The organism is Rhodoferax ferrireducens, from assembly GCF_031458075.1.
Classification (GTDB): Bacteria; Pseudomonadota; Gammaproteobacteria; order Burkholderiales; family Burkholderiaceae_C; genus Rhodoferax_B; species Rhodoferax_B ferrireducens_A.
In genome coordinates, this window is sequence record NZ_JAVDXT010000002.1 from 372,920 (window position 1) to 389,820 (window position 16,901).

15 protein-coding genes are annotated in these 16,901 nt (G+C 64.0%); 13 read left to right on the forward strand and 2 right to left on the reverse strand.

Going from position 1 to position 16,901, the window contains the following annotated elements; genetic code table 11:
- The first annotated feature begins 57 nt into the window (after positions 1 to 57).
- From J2X19_RS10745 to J2X19_RS10780, 8 genes are read left to right on the forward strand one after another with little or no spacing between them, the layout of a single operon-like run.
- Positions 58 to 924 carry an ABC transporter substrate-binding protein gene (locus J2X19_RS10745; protein ID WP_310373136.1) on the forward strand — a complete coding sequence of 289 codons (867 nt, stop codon included), beginning with the start codon at positions 58 to 60 and terminating at the stop codon, positions 922 to 924.
- 30 nt (positions 925 to 954) lie between these two features.
- A complete protein-coding gene (locus J2X19_RS10750) occupies positions 955 to 1,743 on the forward strand; it encodes an amino acid ABC transporter ATP-binding protein (protein WP_310373137.1) in 789 nt (262 codons plus the stop codon).
- A complete protein-coding gene (locus tag J2X19_RS10755; RefSeq protein ID WP_116603838.1) occupies positions 1,743 to 2,399 on the forward strand; it encodes an amino acid ABC transporter permease in 657 nt (218 codons plus the stop codon). The genes J2X19_RS10750 and J2X19_RS10755 overlap by 1 nt, the downstream gene beginning before the upstream one ends.
- Positions 2,396 to 3,082 (forward strand): amino acid ABC transporter permease, encoded by a 687-nt coding sequence (locus J2X19_RS10760; RefSeq protein ID WP_310373138.1) that lies wholly within the window; start codon positions 2,396 to 2,398, stop codon positions 3,080 to 3,082. Before J2X19_RS10755 ends, J2X19_RS10760 begins: the two co-directional genes overlap by 4 nt.
- Entirely contained in the window at positions 3,079 to 4,482 is a 1,404-nt protein-coding gene (locus J2X19_RS10765) for an amidase (protein ID WP_310373139.1), read from the forward strand. The genes J2X19_RS10760 and J2X19_RS10765 overlap by 4 nt, the downstream gene beginning before the upstream one ends.
- Positions 4,483 to 4,493: 11 nt before the next feature.
- A complete protein-coding gene (locus J2X19_RS10770) occupies positions 4,494 to 5,375 on the forward strand; it encodes an amino acid ABC transporter substrate-binding protein (protein WP_116603835.1) in 882 nt (293 codons plus the stop codon).
- A 24-nt stretch (positions 5,376 to 5,399) separates the two neighbouring features.
- Complete coding sequence (locus tag J2X19_RS10775) at positions 5,400 to 6,974, forward strand: methyl-accepting chemotaxis protein (protein ID WP_310373140.1); 1,575 nt, start codon at positions 5,400 to 5,402, stop codon at positions 6,972 to 6,974.
- Between the two features lie 49 nt (positions 6,975 to 7,023).
- Entirely contained in the window at positions 7,024 to 7,959 is a 936-nt protein-coding gene (locus J2X19_RS10780) for an ornithine cyclodeaminase family protein (protein WP_310373141.1), read from the forward strand.
- Positions 7,960 to 8,057: 98 nt separating this feature from the next.
- Here the strand turns inward: J2X19_RS10780 and J2X19_RS10785 are convergent, their stop codons facing one another.
- Both J2X19_RS10785 and J2X19_RS10790 read right to left on the reverse strand, forming a co-directional pair.
- Positions 8,058 to 8,771, reverse strand: coding sequence for a PEP-CTERM sorting domain-containing protein (locus J2X19_RS10785; protein ID WP_310373142.1), 714 nt, complete (start codon positions 8,769 to 8,771; stop codon positions 8,058 to 8,060).
- A 26-nt stretch (positions 8,772 to 8,797) separates the two neighbouring features.
- The gene (locus J2X19_RS10790; protein ID WP_310373143.1) at positions 8,798 to 11,011 is read right to left on the reverse strand and encodes an ExeM/NucH family extracellular endonuclease; all 2,214 of its coding nucleotides are present in this window, start codon (positions 11,009 to 11,011) and stop codon (positions 8,798 to 8,800) included.
- A gap of 247 nt (positions 11,012 to 11,258) precedes the next feature.
- On the opposite strand from J2X19_RS10790, the gene J2X19_RS10795 reads away from it, so the two are divergent.
- The 5 genes from J2X19_RS10795 (at position 11,259) to urtD (ending at position 16,666) form a co-directional block, all read left to right on the forward strand.
- The gene (locus J2X19_RS10795) at positions 11,259 to 11,480 is read left to right on the forward strand and encodes a hypothetical protein (protein ID WP_310373144.1); all 222 of its coding nucleotides are present in this window, start codon (positions 11,259 to 11,261) and stop codon (positions 11,478 to 11,480) included.
- A 149-nt stretch (positions 11,481 to 11,629) separates the two neighbouring features.
- Positions 11,630 to 12,889: an urea ABC transporter substrate-binding protein gene (gene urtA, locus J2X19_RS10800; protein ID WP_092756428.1), complete on the forward strand. Its 1,260-nt coding sequence runs from the start codon at positions 11,630 to 11,632 to the stop codon at positions 12,887 to 12,889.
- Between the two features lie 230 nt (positions 12,890 to 13,119).
- Positions 13,120 to 14,694, forward strand: coding sequence for an urea ABC transporter permease subunit UrtB (gene urtB, locus J2X19_RS10805; protein ID WP_310373145.1), 1,575 nt, complete (start codon positions 13,120 to 13,122; stop codon positions 14,692 to 14,694).
- Positions 14,691 to 15,794: an urea ABC transporter permease subunit UrtC gene (gene urtC / locus J2X19_RS10810; RefSeq protein ID WP_092756424.1), complete on the forward strand. Its 1,104-nt coding sequence runs from the start codon at positions 14,691 to 14,693 to the stop codon at positions 15,792 to 15,794. Before urtB ends, urtC begins: the two co-directional genes overlap by 4 nt.
- Positions 15,791 to 16,666, forward strand: a complete 876-nt coding sequence (gene urtD, locus J2X19_RS10815) for an urea ABC transporter ATP-binding protein UrtD (protein ID WP_310373146.1) — start codon at positions 15,791 to 15,793, stop codon at positions 16,664 to 16,666. The genes urtC and urtD overlap by 4 nt, the downstream gene beginning before the upstream one ends.
- Positions 16,667 to 16,901: the final 235 nt, after the last annotated feature.

The following is a 16,901-nucleotide window of genomic DNA, read 5'->3' on the forward strand; positions in this document are numbered from 1 at the left end:
GCAAATGCCAGGCAAATGCGCAAGCCCCAACCCCTTTCATCCTTTGCAGGAATCACCATGAAACCACTCTTTATTACCCGGCTGTTGTGCACCTTGCTCGGCGCTTTCGCGCTGCTGCCCGCCGTGCAGGCGCAAACCCCTTCCACCATAGACAAAGGCAATTTGACCATCGCCTTCACCGGCGACATGCCTGGCACCGGCTACCAGGACGGGCTGATGGTCGGCTACGACGGCGAGATCCTGCAGCGCATCGCCGATGCGGTAAAGCTCAAGGTGAAGCCGGCACTGATGGAGTGGTCGGGCACCATCGCCTCGGTGCAGGCCAAGCGCGTGGACGTGATGGCCGGCACCATGGGCTGGACAGAGCAGCGCTCAAAAATCATGACGCTGAGCGACCCGATCCATTACTTCAAGAACGGCATCACCCAGTCGAACAAGACCAACTGGTCGCACCTGAAGGACCTGGAAGGCAAGAAGGTCGGCACGATCACCGGCTTCTCCTTCATCCCCGAGCTGCGCAAGATTGCCGGTCTGCAATTGACCATGTACGACACCTCGGACGCTGCCGTGCGCGATCTGCTGGCCGGCCGCATCGACGCGGTGATTGGCGACCCACCGGTCATGCAGTACGCCATCTCGCGCAATCCGCAGTGGAACGTGCGCTTCAACGCCTTCGTCGATGCGAACCCCGATTTCCCGCTGCTGACCGGTCTGGGCCAGGTGGTGTTTGGTTTGAACAAGGACAACCCGGAACTGGCCCAGGCGGTGAATACTGAAATCGCCAAGCTCTGGCAGGGCTGCGAGCTGAAGAAGATCGGCAGCAAGTACGGCCTGGTGCAAGACGTGTGGTACGTGCCCGCCGGCCAGAACTTCCGCGCCGGTGTCGACCGCCCGGCCGATTGGAAATTGCCTTCCTGCAAGTAATCCACTGACCATTTGCCCACCCACGCTGCCATGAACAACCCACTGTTGCAGGTCCACGGCCTGAAGAAAAGTTACGGCCAGACCGAGGTGCTGAAAGGCATTTCCTTTGATCTGGCCAAAGGCGAAACCCTGTCGCTGATCGGGCCTAGCGGGTCGGGCAAATCCACCTGCCTGCGCTGCCTGAACTACCTGGAGCGGCCCACCGAAGGGTCCATCCTGCTGGAGTCCGAGCGCATCGGCCAGCTGCCGGACAAGCGCGGTGGATTCCGCTTCATGAGCGACAAAGAGCTGGCGCCGCAGCGCACCGAGATTGGCATGGTGTTCCAGCTGTTCTACCTGTGGCCGCACTTGAACGTGCGCGACAACGTCGCCCTGGGGCCTATCCGCGCTGGCGGCATGTCCAAGGCCGAGGCCTACGAGCTGGCCGACGAGATGCTGGACAAGGTGCATCTTCGCCACAAAGCGACCGAATACCCGGAGCGCCTGTCTGGCGGCCAGCAGCAGCGCGTAGCCATCGCCCGGGCGCTGGCGCAGCGGCCCAAGCTGATGCTGTTTGACGAGCCGACCTCGGCGCTGGACCCGGAGCTGGTCGGCGAGGTACTGGGCGTGATCCGCGAACTGGCGGAGGAGGGCCGCTCGATGATCCTGGTGACCCACGAGATCCGCTTTGCCCGCGATGTGGCAGACCGCGTGATCTTCATGGACGGTGGCCACATCGTCGAGCAGGGCGCCGCCGCCGATGTGATCAACCGGCCGCAGATGGAGCGCACGCGCAGCTTTCTCGGCCAGGTCGGCGCCGCGGCGGAAGCGGTGTCGTGATGGCCGCGTTCGATATTTTTGCGCGCATCCTGGCCACTCTGGCGCTGGGTGCGGTCACCGCTGTGCAGGTGGCCGTGGGCGCATTCGCCATCGCTGCGCTGCTGGGTTTGCTGCTGGCGATCTGCCGCACCTTCACCCACAGCCGGCTGTTGCAATGGGCGATTGCCGGCTACATCGAATGGATGCGCAATGTGCCGGCGCTGGCGCATCTGTTTCTGCTGTACTTCGGACTGGCGGCAGTCGGACTGCGGCTGTCGCCGCTGACAGCAGCGGTCATCGGCTTGGGCCTGGTGGGCGCAGCGATCCTGTGCGATGTGTTCGCGTCGGGCCTGAAATCCCTGCATGTGGGCCAGCGCGAAGCGGCTTTGTCTGTGGGCCTGACACCTGTCAAGACACTGCGCCATGTGCTGCTACCGCAGATGCTGCGCGTGACCCTGCCGTCGCTGGGTAACTACGTCAGCCAGTTGCTGAAAGACACATCCATCGCTTCGGCCATCGCCGCGCCGGAGATCATGTTCTTCGCCCGCAATCTGGTGACTTCCACCTTCGAGACCACGCTGATCTACCTGGCGGCCATGCTGCTGTACGCCGCCATGATTTTGCCGATCAGCTGGGCCTTCGCCCGCACCGAACGCCGCCTGGAGACACAGCGATGACCGTATTTTTCATGGCCTATCTGGAATATTTGCCCGAGTGGTTGCCGCGCCTGGCCCGTGCCGCGGTGGTGACGGCGCAGCTGTCGGCGGTCGGCTTCATCGCTGCGCTGTTGGGTGGCGCGGCGCTGGTGGCGATGCTGCGCAGCGGCAACGGCCTGCTGCGCCATGCCGCCAATCTGTTCATCCAGGCGCTGCGTACCGTGCCGCTACTGGCTTTGCTGCTGGCGCTGTACTTTGCGTTGCCGCCGTTGGGCATTACCTTGTCGGGCTACTGGGCCGGCGCGCTGGGCCTGGGCCTGCATGGTGCCGCCTATGTGGCCGAAATCTTTCGCGGCGGGCTGAATGCCATCCACAAAGGCCAGCGCGAAGCGGCTTTGGCCGTCGGCCTGGCGCCGCGCCAGGTGTTCATCCGCGTGGTGTTGCCGCAGGCGCTGCGCCTGATGCTGCCGCCGTTGCTGAACACCTATGTGGCGCTGCTGAAAGACAGTTCTCTCTGCGCGCTTATCGCCACCGACGAGCTGATGCTGACGGCCCGGGCCATGGCCAGCGAATTCTTTCTGCCGCTGCACATCTTTTTGCTGGTCGGCTTGTTCTACTTCGGCATCGCCTTTCCGCTCTCCATGCTGTCGCGCCTGTTCGAGCGGCGGCTGGCACGCGGCCGGCGTGTGATGGGGGCCGTATGAGCGTGGCGAACGTGGCTTTCGGCTCGATAGAGCAGACCCAGCGGGCGCTGGCCTCCGGCGCGCTGACCAGCGTGGCGCTGGTGCAGGAGCATCTGGACCGCATCACCCGCTGGGACCCGCAACTGCACGCCTTCATCGATGTGTATGCCGACGAGGCGCTGGCTGCTGCCGAGGGTTTGGACCGGCTGCGCCAGGCCGGCACGCTGCTGGGGCCGCTGCACGGCGTGACGGTGGCGGTGAAGGATTTGTTCGACATCCAGGGCAAGCCCATCACCGGCGGTTCGGCCGCGCTGCCACCGCGCACCTCCACGCTGACGGCCAGTGCGGTGCAGCGCTTGCGCAGCGCCGGCGCCGTCGTGCTGGGCAAGACGCACACGGTGGAATTCGCCTTTGGCGGCTGGGGCACGAATACGACCATGGGCACGCCCTGGAACCCCTGGGACCTGCAGACACACCGCGTGCCCGGCGGCTCCAGCAGCGGCTCGGCCGTGGCCGTGGCGGCCGGCATGGCCTGCGCGGCGATAGGCACCGATACGGGAGGCTCGGTGCGCATCCCCGCCGGCCTGTGTGGCCTGGTCGGGCTGAAGACCACCCACGGCCTGGTGAGCCGCCACGGCCTGCTGGAGCTGTGCCCGACGCACGATACCGTCGGCCCGCTGACCCGCAGCGTCCGAGATTGCGCGACGATGCTGGACGTGCTGGCCGGGCCGGACCCGTTGGACCCGGTGTCGCGCCTGGCGCCTACGCGCTCGGTGGCGCAGGGTCTGGGGAAAGACATGAAGGGCCTGCGGGTGTGGACGCTGCCATGGGCCGAGCGAGAGGATGTGGACGCCGAGGTATTGCGCGCCTACGACCGGGCGCTGGACGCGCTGGCGGGCTTGGGCATGCTGCTGGTGGAGCGGCCACTGCCGCACAGCCTGGAGCATTCCATGCGCATCGCCGGCAGCCTGATGAGTGCCGAGGGCTATGCGCATCTGGGCCCGCTGTTCGAGCGCCGCGAGCTGCAGTTCGACCCGAATATCCAGCGCCGCATCCTGCTGGGCCGCGACATCGGCGCGGCGCAGTACATCCATTTGTTACGCCAGCGCGAACAGGCCAAGGCCGCGATGCTGGAGGCCATGGACGGGGTGGACGTGTGCGTGTTCCCGACGAATGCCATCAGCGCGATACCGCTGACTGAAGTGGACGAGTTGGCCACGCCGCTGTCGCGCTTCGGTCGGTTTGTGAACCTGCTGGACCTGTGCTCGGTGGCCGTGCCGGCGGGCTTGTCGTCGGCCGGCATGCCGATCTCGGTGCAGTTCATCGGCCGGCCGTTTGCCGAGCCGACGATTCTGTGCGCCGCGTTTGCTTTCGAGCAAGCCACGCCGTGGGGCCAGGCTGTGCCGCCCGGCCTGGCCTGAGGCTGCTTGCCATGTGCCCCGTGCTGCTGCGCAAGCCTGCGTTGTCGCTGCTGGTATTCGCCGGATTATGGTGGGTCGGGGCTGCCATTGCGCAAAGCGTGACGCTGGACCGCATCGCCGCCAAGGGCGTGGTCAGTGTTGGCTATATCGCTACGCCCGGCACGTTTGCCTTCGAGGATGCACAGGGTAATACCGTGGGCTACTCCATCGACCTGTGCCTACGTGTGATCGACAACATCCGCAAGAGCCTGAAGCGCCCGGACCTGCGGGTGCGCTACACCCAGCTCACAGGCGCCCAGCGCATCCCGATGTTGAAGGCCGGCGAGATCGACATCGAGTGCGGTGGCAACACGAATACGGTTGCGCGGCAAAAGGACGTGGATTTCTCCTACACCTTCTTCACCACCGGTGCCCGGCTGCTGACGCTGAAATCATTCCCGGTGCAGGGCAACAACGACCTGTGGCAAAAGCGTGTGGCCGTCAGCAAGGGCACGACGGCCGAGAGCCTGGTGCGCCAGCTGCAAACTGAACAGAACCTGCAGGTGATCAGCGTAGGCACCGACCCGGAAGGTGTTGCGCTGGTGGAGCGAGGCCAGGCAGATGCATTTGCGCAGGACGACATCCTGCTCTACGGCCTGCTCAGCGCCTCGCCGCGCAAAGACCAGCTGATGGTGAGCGGCCGTTTCATGTCGGTCGAACCGTACGCCTTCATGTTGCCCAAGGGCGATGTACCGCTGCGCGAAATTGTCGACAAGACCTTGCTGGGTTTGATGTCGTCTGGCGAGCTGCTCGGCCTCTACAAGAAATGGTTTGACACCGTCGCATTGCGCGTGCCGATGAATGTCTACATGCAGGAGAACCTGCGCTTCCCCAGCAAATACGGCGTCCCCTGATCGCCATTGAAAGACTGAAACGCCATGTTGTCCCTCCACAATTTCAGTATCCGGTTGCGCTTTTATCTGGTGCTGGCCTGCGTCTCCCTGTCCTTGCTGGTGCTCGGCGGCTGGGGCTGGGTCTCGGGTGTGCAGGCCAACCAGAGCACTGCCGATCTGTTTACCCGCGCCAATGCGGCTGCCGCCGACGTGGCCGTGCTGCGTGAATCGCTGGGCTTGGTGCGGCGCTGGGAAAGCTCGGCGATTGCCATCGGCACCTCGAACGCCGACCAGGTGCATGCGCTGATCGGCCGGTGGAAAGCCGAGGTGCAGAAAGTGCAGCAGGTCGGCGCAAAAATCCGCCAGACGAACCCGGCCGACGCCGAGATCGCCAAGCTGGTGGCCAACCAGGATAGGCTGATGCAGGACTACGCCGCGACCATGGGGCCGGCCTTGGAACAGCTGGAGTCGGCGGTGATCGACAGCCTGTCGGCGCTGGTGTTCTCGACCAAGGTGGACAAGAGCTTCCAGGCGCTGGGCGATAACACGTTACGCCTGATCGCCGCGCAGCAAGAGGCAGCGGTGCGGGCGCACCAGCAGATGCAGGCACAGTCCACCGCCGCATCCTTGCTGCGCCTGGGCCTGGTAGGCCTGACCCTGCTGCTGTTCGTGCCGCTGATGTGGCTGACGCTGCAGTCGATTTGCCGGCCGCTGGACCATGCCGTGGCGCTGGCCCGGCGCATCGCCATCGGCGATCTGGGCCAGACCATCGTGGTGCAGGGGCGGGACGAGACGGCGCAGTTGCTGCGGGCGCTGGATGCGATGCAGGCATCTCTGCGTACCGTGGTTGGTGAGGTGCGCGATTCTGCCGAGTCGATCAAGGCCGCCAGTGCCGAGGTCGCCAGCGGCAACCAGGACCTGAGCCAACGCACCGAGCAGGCGGCCAGCAATTTGCAAGGCACGGCATCGTCGCTGTCGGACCTGACCGGCACGGTGGGGCAGTCGGCCCGGTCGGCCCGGCAGGCCAACCAGCTGGCGTCTTCCGCCGCAGAAGTGGCAGCGCGCGGCGGCGCGGTGGTGGCCCAGGTGGTGGCCACCATGGACGAGATCAACCACAGCTCGCGCAAGATCGCCGACATCATTTCAGTGATTGACAGCATTGCCTTCCAGACCAACATTCTGGCCCTGAACGCCGCGGTGGAAGCTGCCAGCGCCGGCGAGCAGGGCCGGGGCTTTGCGGTGGTGGCCGCCGAGGTGCGGAATCTGGCGACCCGTTCGGCCCAGGCCGCACGCGAGATCAAACAGCTGATCGACGCCAGCTTCAACCGCGTCGAGGCCGGCTCGCGGCTGGTGTCGTCGGCCGGCAGCACCATGCGCGACATCGTCGATTCGGTGCAACGCGTGACCGACATCATTACCGAGATCACCGCCGCCGCGGCCGAGCAGAGCGTGGGCATAGAGCGGGTGAACACCGCCGTGGGTGAGCTCGATGAAATGACCCAACAAAACGCCGCCCTGGTGGAGCAGAGCGCCGCCGCCGCAGACAGCCTGAAAGGCCAGGCCGACAAGCTGGCCCAGGTGGTCGGCACCTTTCGCCTGGGGGCCTTGCGGCTGGCATAGCCCAGCCCGGCCAGTGGGCACCCGATTCCTTTTTTGACGACCTGAAAATATGAACCCCCTTTATCTCGACGATGCCGCCATTTCCCAACTGCTCGACTTTGCCGGCGTGGCCGCCATTCTGGACGCCGCATTTGCCGACCTGGCTGCAGAGCAGGCTGAAATTCACCCGCGCCAGCGCAGCGGCAGCGGCAACATTCGGCTGAGCAGCATGGGCGCGCTGTGGAGTGCGCGCCAGGTCGGCGGCATCAAGGTCTACCCCACAGTGCAAGGCCAGTTTGCGTTTCTGGTCACGCTGTTTGACCTGGAAAAGAATGTGCCGATCGCCGTGCTGGATGGCGCCGAGCTGACCCGTTTTCGCACTGCCGCATTGACGGCGCTGATCGCCTCCAAAACGGCCAACCCGGCGCCGAAGAAGCTGGCGCTGTTTGGTGCCGGCCTGCAGGGGCGGGCCCAGGCGCAGGCCTTGTGCGGAGTCTTTTCTTTTGAGGAGATCGCCGTGGTCGACCCACTGGGTGACGACAGCTGGTGCAGCCGCCTGGCGCTGCAAACCGGCAGCCGGGTGCAGCTGTGCAGTGCGGAAGCCGCGGTGCGCGGCGCCGACCTGGTGGTGACCGCCACACGTTCGCAGGTGCCGGTGTTCGACGGTCGTTGGCTGGAGCCCGGTGCCTTTGTCTGCGCCATCGGCACCAGCGCGCCCAAGGGGCGCGAGCTGGACGACGCCACTTTGTCCCGCGCCAGCCGCATCATCGTGGAATGGAAGCCGCAAAGCCTGGCCGAGGCCGGCGAGCTGGTGCTGTGGCGCCCGCAAAACGACTTCGAGCGCGCCAAGGTGGTGGACCTGCCCGAACTGTACCGCCATGGCCAGCCCTGGCGCGGCAGCAGCGGCGACATCATTGTTGCCAAGTCGGTGGGGGTGGGGCTGGCCGATGTGGCTTGCGCCTACCTGGCCTACACCCGCCACGCCGCGGCGCAGAGGGTACTTTGAAATTACAAGCTTTTTAGGCCTCTGGCGCAGGTGTTAACTGCGCTAGCAGCTATAAATTTAGTAGTAAACGACTCGGCCCGGGCACTGCGGCCGTTGGGTCAGCCAGCGCGCCGCTTGCGCCAGGCCATCAGACCCAGGCCCAGGGCCACCAAAGCCAGGGAACCGGGCTCTGGCACGGTGTTGTCCGCGCTAAGCTGCACCTGGTCAATCGCCAGCGAGGACATGACGGCCGTGTCGTTCACGTCCACCACGCCAAACGCAATGCTGTGGTTGCCGCTGCTGCCCAGTGTCACGCTGAAGGGGTTGTAGCCGGTCTCGAACAGGTTGTCGCCAGTGCCGGGCAAGGCGGCATCGGCGGCGCTGGCCAGCCGCAGCAGCACACCGTCCAGCACCACAAAGGCGTAGTCGGCAAAGCTGTCGCGGGTGCCAAAGTTCCACAGAAAGCTCAGGGTCTGGCCCGCGTTGCCGGTAAAGCTTTGCCAGGCCAGTGCGCCTTCGGCGGCGAAGTCAAACGCCGAGGGGTCGAGCGCGCCCGCGGCCAGGCTGGCCGCGGCCGACAGCAGGCTGGCGTCCACCGCATCGGTGCCCGAGCGGTTGAGGCTGGCTATCGGATTGTTCGACGCATCCACGTCGTCGGCCGCCACCGTGGTGTTGGTCAGCAGCAGCTGGCCGTTCTGGTTGCTGGCATCGCCCAGGGTGTTCCACCCGGTCAGGCCGGTATCGAAATTGCCGTTCACGATGTTGGCTTGCGCGGTGCCGCACAGTGCGGCCAGCAGCGTGATGGCGAGGCTGGTTTTTTGGAGGAAGTGCATGGTGGTGGTTCGGTAAGGTGGGATGTTCAGCGCAGCACGACATCGCGGCTGATGCGGATGTCGGCGGGGGCCACGCCTTGCAGGGTTGCCAGGCTGCGCCAGGCGCCGCCGGCATTGAACTGCAGCACGCTGTTGTTGCCGTTGGCCACGGCCTGCACCAGACCTTCGGCTCCGGGAGCCTCGGGGGCGTAGCCCAGGCTGGCCAGCAGCAGGCGCAGGTCGATCTGGTCTTTGCCGGGCACAAAGTCGGTGATGGTGTCGCCGGCGTCGCGCAGGTTGGTGAAGGCGTAGACGTTGTTGCCCGCGCCGCCGCCCAGGGTGTCGGCACCTGGGCCGCCGACAAAGTAGTCGTCGCCCGGCGTACCGGCCAGGGTGTCGCGGCCGGCGGTGCCGGTGATGGTCTTGTACAGGTTTAGGCCCAGCACCACGGGGTCGTGGTCGGACGAGCGGTAGGGGGTGGCGCTGTACAGGTCGGGCGCGCAGGCAGCGCAGGCCGGCTGTTTGAATTCGAGGTTGTAGTCCAGCACCGAGGGCTCGTCGGCATTGATGTGCCATTCGGTGGCGCGGGCTACCTTGGGCGACATGCTGGCGGTGGTGATCGCATGGTCCAGCCGGCCGGCGGCGCCGTTGAATACGTAGGAGTAGCCAAAGCTGTTGAAGCGGCCAATCTGGTCCACATAGCCGCTGCCGGTCAGCTGCGCAATCGGGTCTTCTTGCGCATAGGCGTTGAAGTCGCCGACCAGCAATACGTCGTTGCTGCCGCTGGTGGTTTGCAGGCTGCCGATAAATGTCTTCAAGGCCTGGGCCTGCTGCACGCGCTGGCTGTTCCAGCAGCCTTGCAGGTCGCCCTGGTCCAGATCGGTGCCGGTGGCGCCATCGCAGCCTTTGGATTTGAAGTGGTTGACCACCAGGGTGAACTTCTCGCCATTGGCGGCTGCAAAGCTTTGGGCCAGAGGAGGGCGGTTGTGGATGGCGCTGGCGTCGCTGGTGGAGGCGCCGGAGCGGCCCAGGCGGGCCGGCTTGTAGATCATGGCGACCTTGATGGCATCGGTGCCTGTGCCGGTGCTGGGATCGGGCACTACGGCATAGGTGGCTGCACCCAGGCGTGTGTTCAGCGCGTCCACCAGGTTTTGCACGGCGGTGCTGCCATTGTTTTGTATCTCCATCAGGCCGACCGCATCGGCGTTGATGGCAACCAGGGCTGCGACAATTTTGGCGCGCTGGCGTTCGAACTCGGCCAGGTTGTTGGCACCGCGGCAGTTGCCTGGTGCGGTGGCGCCGCCCAGCGTGCAGCCTTGCCCGGTCTGCCCCGAGGCCGTGGCGCCATTGGTGAAGGTGGTGAAGTAGTTCAGCACATTGAAGCTGGCCAGGCGGATGTTGCCGCCCATCGCCTCAGGGGCTGCGGTGCGGGCGTTCTGTCGGCTGAATACCGGGGCCACCGTGGGCTGCAGCTTGTAGGAGCCATAGTCGGCATTGCTGGCCGTGGCCAGGCCGTAGTCCAAAACGCCGGTTACCGCGCCCACGGTATCGCCCGCGCGCAAGGTGTTATCGGCACCCACATAGGGCATGGGGTTGGGGTTTTGCAGGCTGCTGCCGTCGTCCAGAATGAAACTGCGGCGCGCGTTGGCCTCGTTCAGGGCCAGCGCCTGGGCACCGGGACGGAAGCGGTTGGTGGGTGTTTCCAGCCGGCCCTGGGCCGATAGGGTGAGCTGGCCGTAGCGGCCCTGGAAGTAGTTTTGCGATGCGGTCAGTGGCCCGTTGACGGTGACCAGCATGCCTTCATAACGCTCGAAGTCTTCACCCTGCGGCAACGGCAGCGTCAGTACCACCGGGGCCACGCTCTGGCCGGTGCCGATCACGCTGAGGTCGGCGATGGTGGTCAGCTCGGTGACGGTATAGGCCGCGGTGTCGGCATTGCTGGCCGCGCCGGTGTTGAATTCCACCACCTTGCCCGTCAGCCGCACCAGGTTGCCGGCCACCACGGTGGGCGCGCTGCCGGTGAACACCAGAATGCCGTCCGACGTGGTCGGGTTGGCGTCGCCCACCAGGTCCTGCAGATAAAACCCGTTGTTGTTGACACGCGTGACCACACCGGTGGTGGTGACGGTCTGGCCCACCAGCGGGCTGGCGCTGCCGGTGCCCTGGATGGTGTAGATCGGCGTGTCGGCCGCCTGGGCGCTGGCGGCCAGCACCATGGTGCCCAGGACGGCGATACAGAGGGCAGTGCGGGTGAAGAGCATGGGTGTCCTGTCTCGGTTGTAAAAGGGCCGCAGGGTCACTGCGTTCAGTCTTGGCTGTGGAGAGATGCGGCTGCAGGTAGCCAGAGGTGCAGACAAATTCCATTCTTGTCGCGGGGGATGACGGTACTGTGTCACGCACAGTTTTGCCAGCAGGAAACTGTAGCAACTTGTTACGTTGACGGCCTGTGCGCTGCGCCCGCCAGCCGCGCCAAGGCGGCTGAGATAATCCAGATTTGCCGAGAATCCGATGGAACAAGAACAAGCCAAACCGATTGAAGAGTACGTGCCCGGCGTGGCGAACGGCCGCAACTTCATGGCCAAGCTGTGCCGCCTGGGCGACGGGCCCTGGACGATTGACCTGGTCCATGTCGAAGGCCTGGCGCCTTTGCACGATACCGGCCGCAACTGGCCCAGCCGCGCCGAAGCCGTACAGGCGGCCGAGCAGCTGGTGGCCGCGTTGGCGTCCTGAGTCCTCCATCTGCCCCATGGGCATACGCCACCCGGCGTATTCCCGCATGTCCTGTGCTTCCCTAAAGTCCACCCATCGCCGCGTAAAGCCCTGTTGTCTACTGGCCCAGCGTGGCGAAACGGGTTCATTTACTTACTGGAGAAGCACACATGCAACGTCGATTCACTCTCAAGGCGCTCACCGCCGCTGTCGCCCTGTCATCCTTGTCCATCATCCCCGCGCACGCGGCCGACACCATCAAGGTCGGTGTGCTGCACAGCCTGTCGGGCACCATGGCGATTTCTGAGACCGTGTTGAAAGACACCGTGCTGATGGCCATCGACGAGATCAACGCCAAGGGCGGCGTGCTCGGCAAGAAGCTCGAACCCGTGATCGTCGACCCCGCTTCCAACTGGCCGCTGTTCGCTGAAAAGACCAAGCAGCTGCTGGGCCAGGACAAGGTTTCGGTGATCTTCGGCTGCTGGACCTCGGTATCGCGCAAGTCGGTGTTGCCCGTGGTCGAAGAAATGAACGGCCTGCTGTTCTACCCCGTGCAGTACGAAGGCGAAGAGCTGTCTAAGAACGTGTTCTACACCGGTGCTGCGCCTAATCAGCAAGCCATTCCTGCTGTCGACTACCTGATGAGCAAGGCCGGCGGCGGCGCCAAGCGTTGGGTGCTGCTGGGCACCGACTATGTGTACCCCCGCACCACCAACAAGATCCTGCGCGCCTACCTGAAGAGCAAGGGCGTGGCCGATACCGATATCGACGAGAAGTACACCCCGTTTGGCCACAGCGATTACCAGACCATCGTGGCCGACATCAAGAAGTTCTCCGCCGGAGGCAAGACCGCTGTGGTGTCCACCATCAATGGCGACTCCAACGTGCCCTTCTACAAGGAACTGGGCAACGCCGGCCTGAAGGCCAAGGACGTACCGGTCGTCGCTTTCTCCGTGGGTGAAGAAGAGCTGCGCGGCGTGGACACCAAGCCGCTGGTGGGCCACCTGGCCGCCTGGAACTACTTCCAGTCGATCAAGGGCCCTGCCAATGCCGAGTTCATCAAGAAGTGGTCGGCCTACGCCAAGGCCAAGAACCTGCCCGGTTCCGACAAGCCTTTGACCAATGACCCGATGGAAGCCACCTACATCGGCATCAACATGTGGAAGCAGGCCGTAGAGAAGGCCAAGTCCACCGATACCGACAAGGTGATTGCCGCCATGGCCGGCCAGACCTTCAAGGCACCGTCGGGCATCGTGTCCAAGATGGACGAGAAGAACCACCACCTGCACAAGTCGGTGTTTATCGGCGAAATCAAGGCCGACGGCCAGTTCAATGTGGTGTGGAAGACACCTGGCCCGGTCAAGGCCGTGCCATGGAGCCCGTACATCGAAGGCAACGCGGGCAAGCCTGACGAGCCCGTCAAGAAGTAACACCCCCAGGCTACGCACTGCGTGTCTTCGCCAACCCCCCTCGTATCGGTTTGAAAAACCGATACGACACGCAGGGGGCGATACCAGCGGCCCGGCATAGCCGGTTCCGCGGTATCTCTGGAAGGGGAGGCACGCTTTCGCGGGAGAGGGGCGTGCTTGCCCTCTCCATCTTTCTTTGAGCCCAGCGGATGGGACTTCATTGCCACCATGCCCAACCAACAGGTTCCTCCATGTTGATTCGACAAATACTCTTTGCTGCTACTTTTTTGATAGCTGGTCACGCTTATGCATTAAGCGCAGACGAGGTAAAAGCCTTGGCAACCGGCGAAGCCGAGACGCGCATTGAAGCGCTGAACAAAGCCGTTGTGGATGCCGACGAGAAGACGGTGGCCTTTATCCAGGCGCTGTCGGACGACCAGATCAAGACCCTGGGCGATAAAGTATTTTGGGTCCAGGGCGAGAAGACCGTGGACCCGGCGACCGGAGCCGATGTGGCGCTTCCGGAAGACGCCGAAGACGTGATCAACAACAACCAGATGCGCGGCGAGCTGGACAATGCGCTGGCCGCCCTGAAGCTGTTTTCCAAAGACGACAAGGTGCGCGCCGAGTCCGTCAAGACCCTGCTGGCCGAGCCCGACGAAAGCAAGCTGGCCCTGGTCGAAAAAGCCTTTGCGGCCGAGAGCAACGCCACCATCAAATCCCAGCTGGGCTTGCTGCGCGGCGCCTTGCTGCTGAACAGCGATGACAAGGCATCAAGGCTGGATGCCGTCAAAACCCTGGCCGACAGCAGCAACCCCGCCACCAAGACCGTGCTGCTTGCACGCCTGAAGACCGAGACCGACAGCGACGTGAAGATCGCCCTGGCGGCCGCGCTGGCCAAGGTCGACGCCGCGCTGGCTTGGGGCGACAAGCTGGGCGCGATCTTCAGCGGCATCAGCCTAGGCTCCATCCTGCTGCTGGTAGCACTCGGCCTGGCCATCACCTACGGGCTGATGGGCGTGATCAACATGGCACATGGCGAGCTGATGATGATCGGCGCCTACGCCACCTATGTGGTGCAGACCCTGTTCCAGAAATACCTGCCCGGCGCCTTCGACTGGTATCTGCTGGCTGCCGTGCCGGTGTCCTTTCTGGCCGCCGCGCTGGTGGGCGCGGCGCTGGAGCGCAGCGTGCTGCGCTTTCTGTACGGCCGGCCGCTGGAGACCTTGCTCGCCACCTGGGGTATCAGCCTGATGCTGCAGCAGGGTGTGCGCAGCATCTTCGGCGCGCAAAATGTCGGCGTGGAAAATCCGGTGTGGATGAGCGGTGGCGTGCAGGTGCTGGCCAATCTGTCGCTGCCCTATAACCGCCTGGTCATCATCGCGTTTGCCGTCGCCGTGCTGCTGGGCGTGGGCTGGCTGATCGGCAAGACCCGGCTCGGCTTGTTCGTGCGCGGCGTCACGCAGAACCGGCCCATTGCCTCCTGCATGGGCGTGAATACTGCGCGCATCGACACCTACGCTTTCGCCCTCGGTTCCGGCATCGCTGGCCTGGCCGGTTGCGCGCTGAGCCAGGTGGGCAATGTCGGCCCCGACCTGGGCCAGGGCTACATCGTCGACGCGTTCATGGTGGTGGTGCTGGGCGGCGTGGGCCAGCTGGCGGGCACCGTCTACGCGGCCATGGGCCTGGGCATCTTGAACAAGTTTCTGGAGGGCTGGACCGGCGCCGTGCTGGCCAAGATCGCGGTGCTGGTGCTGATCATCATCTTCATCCAAAAACGACCACAGGGCATCTTCGCCATGAAGGGCCGGAGTGCAGAAGCATGAGTAACGTTGTTCTACCCACTAAAGGCCCGCTGCTGACCCGCTCCGGCTGGAGCAGCTTCATCGTTGCGCTGATCCTGGTCTGCGCCGTGGCACCGTTGCTGAACCTGGTGATTCCGCAGGGCAGCATCTGGCATATGAGCGACTACGCGATTGCGCTGGTCGGCAAGATCATGTGCTATGCCATCTGCGCGCTGGCCATGGATTTGATCTGGGGTTATACCGGCATCCTGAGCCTGGGCCACGGCCTGTTCTTCGCACTCGGTGGCTATGCCATGGGCATGTATTTGATGCGCCAGATCGGCCGCGATGGCAACTACAAAAGCGATCTGCCGGACTTCATGGTGTTCCTCGACTGGAAGGAAATGCCCTGGCACTGGGCGTTGAGCGGCAGCTTCGGCGCCACCTTGTTTTTGGTGCTGTTTGCGCCGGCGCTGGTGGCCGGTATCTTCGGCTTCTTCGCCTTCCGTTCGCGCATCAAGGGGGTGTACTTTTCCATCATCACCCAGGCCATGACCTTCGCCACCATGCTGTTGTTCTTCCGCAATGAAACCGGCTTTGGCGGCAACAACGGCTTTACCGACTTCAAGCGGATTCTGGGAATGCCCATGGCCACCACCTCGATGCGCATGACGCTGTTTGTCATCACCGGCTTGGTGCTGCTGGGCTTCTTCCTGTTCGCCAAATGGCTGGTCGGCAGCAAGTACGGCCGGGTGTTGCAGGCCATCCGTGATGCGGAAACCCGGGTCATGTTTTCCGGCTATTCGCCGCTCGGCTACAAGCTCAGCATCTGGGTGATCTCGGCCGTGATGTGCGGTGTCGCGGGGGCCTTGTATGTCACGCAGGTCGGCATCATCAACCCGAGCGAAATGAGCCCGGCGAACTCGATCGAGATCGCGGTCTGGGCGGCGGTCGGTGGCCGTGCCACCTTGATCGGCCCCATCCTTGGCGCCTTTATCGTCAACGGCGCCAAGAGCTGGCTGACGGTGGCCTATCCCGAGTTCTGGCTGTATTTTCTCGGTGCCTTGTTTATTGCGGTCACGCTGTTCTTGCCCGATGGCGTGGTCGGCTTGGTGAAGAAGTTGAAGGGAGCCAAGGCATGACGCCCGAATTGATGGAAGAGGGCGCGCGGCGCTTGGCGGCCAAAGCGGCTGCACCCAAGACTGGCAATACCGAGTCCGGTGGCCGCCAAGCCGGCTTCTCGCGCATCCATACGCCGGGCGAGGTGGACGTCACCCACGGCCGCATCCTGTACCTGGAAGATGTGCACGTCAGCTTCGACGGCTTCAAGGCCATCAACGGCTTGTCGCTGGACATCGCTCCTGGCGAGCTGCGCTGCATCATCGGCCCGAACGGTGCCGGCAAGACCACGATGATGGACATCATCACCGGCAAGACCCGTCCCAATACCGGCAAGGTGTTCTTCGGTAGCACCATCGACCTGTTGCGCCACAACGAGCCCGAGATCGCCCAGCTGGGCATAGGCCGCAAGTTCCAGAAGCCCACGGTGTTTGAAAAGCTCAGCGTGTTCGAGAACCTGGAGCTGGCGCTGAAGATGAACAAGAGCGTCAAGTCGTCGATGCTGTTCAAGCTGGATTCCGCCCAGAGCGACAAGCTGGCCGAGATGCTGACCACCATCCACCTGGCCGACAGCGTGACGCGCCAGGCCGGCAACCTGAGCCACGGCCAGAAGCAGTGGCTGGAGATCGGCATGCTGCTAATGCAAGACCCGAAGCTGCTGTTGCTCGACGAGCCGGTGGCCGGTATGACCGACGAGGAAACCGCACGCACCGCCGAGCTGTTTTTGACGCTGAAAGGCAAGCATTCGCTGATGGTGGTGGAGCACGACATGAGCTTCATCAAGACCATCTCGGAGATCGTCACGGTGCTGTGCGATGGCTCGGTTTTGGCGCAGGGGACGCTGGACCAGGTTCAATCCGATGAACGCGTGATTGAGGTTTATCTTGGTCGCTGATCGCTCTGGTTTATTGGCGCTGTCGGCCGGGATGTCGCCCCGGCGGGCGAGTTACTTTTCTTTGCGTGGCCAAAGAAAAGTAACCAAAAGAAAGGCCACCCCCACTGCCTGCGTCCCAGCGCTATCGCACTGGGAAACCTGCGGTGCTCGCTCCAAGTGGGGTCCCGCTCGAACTCGCTGCGCTCAGACAGTCGCGGGCCCTGATCCACTTGAAGCTGCGCTCCTCGGCGCATAC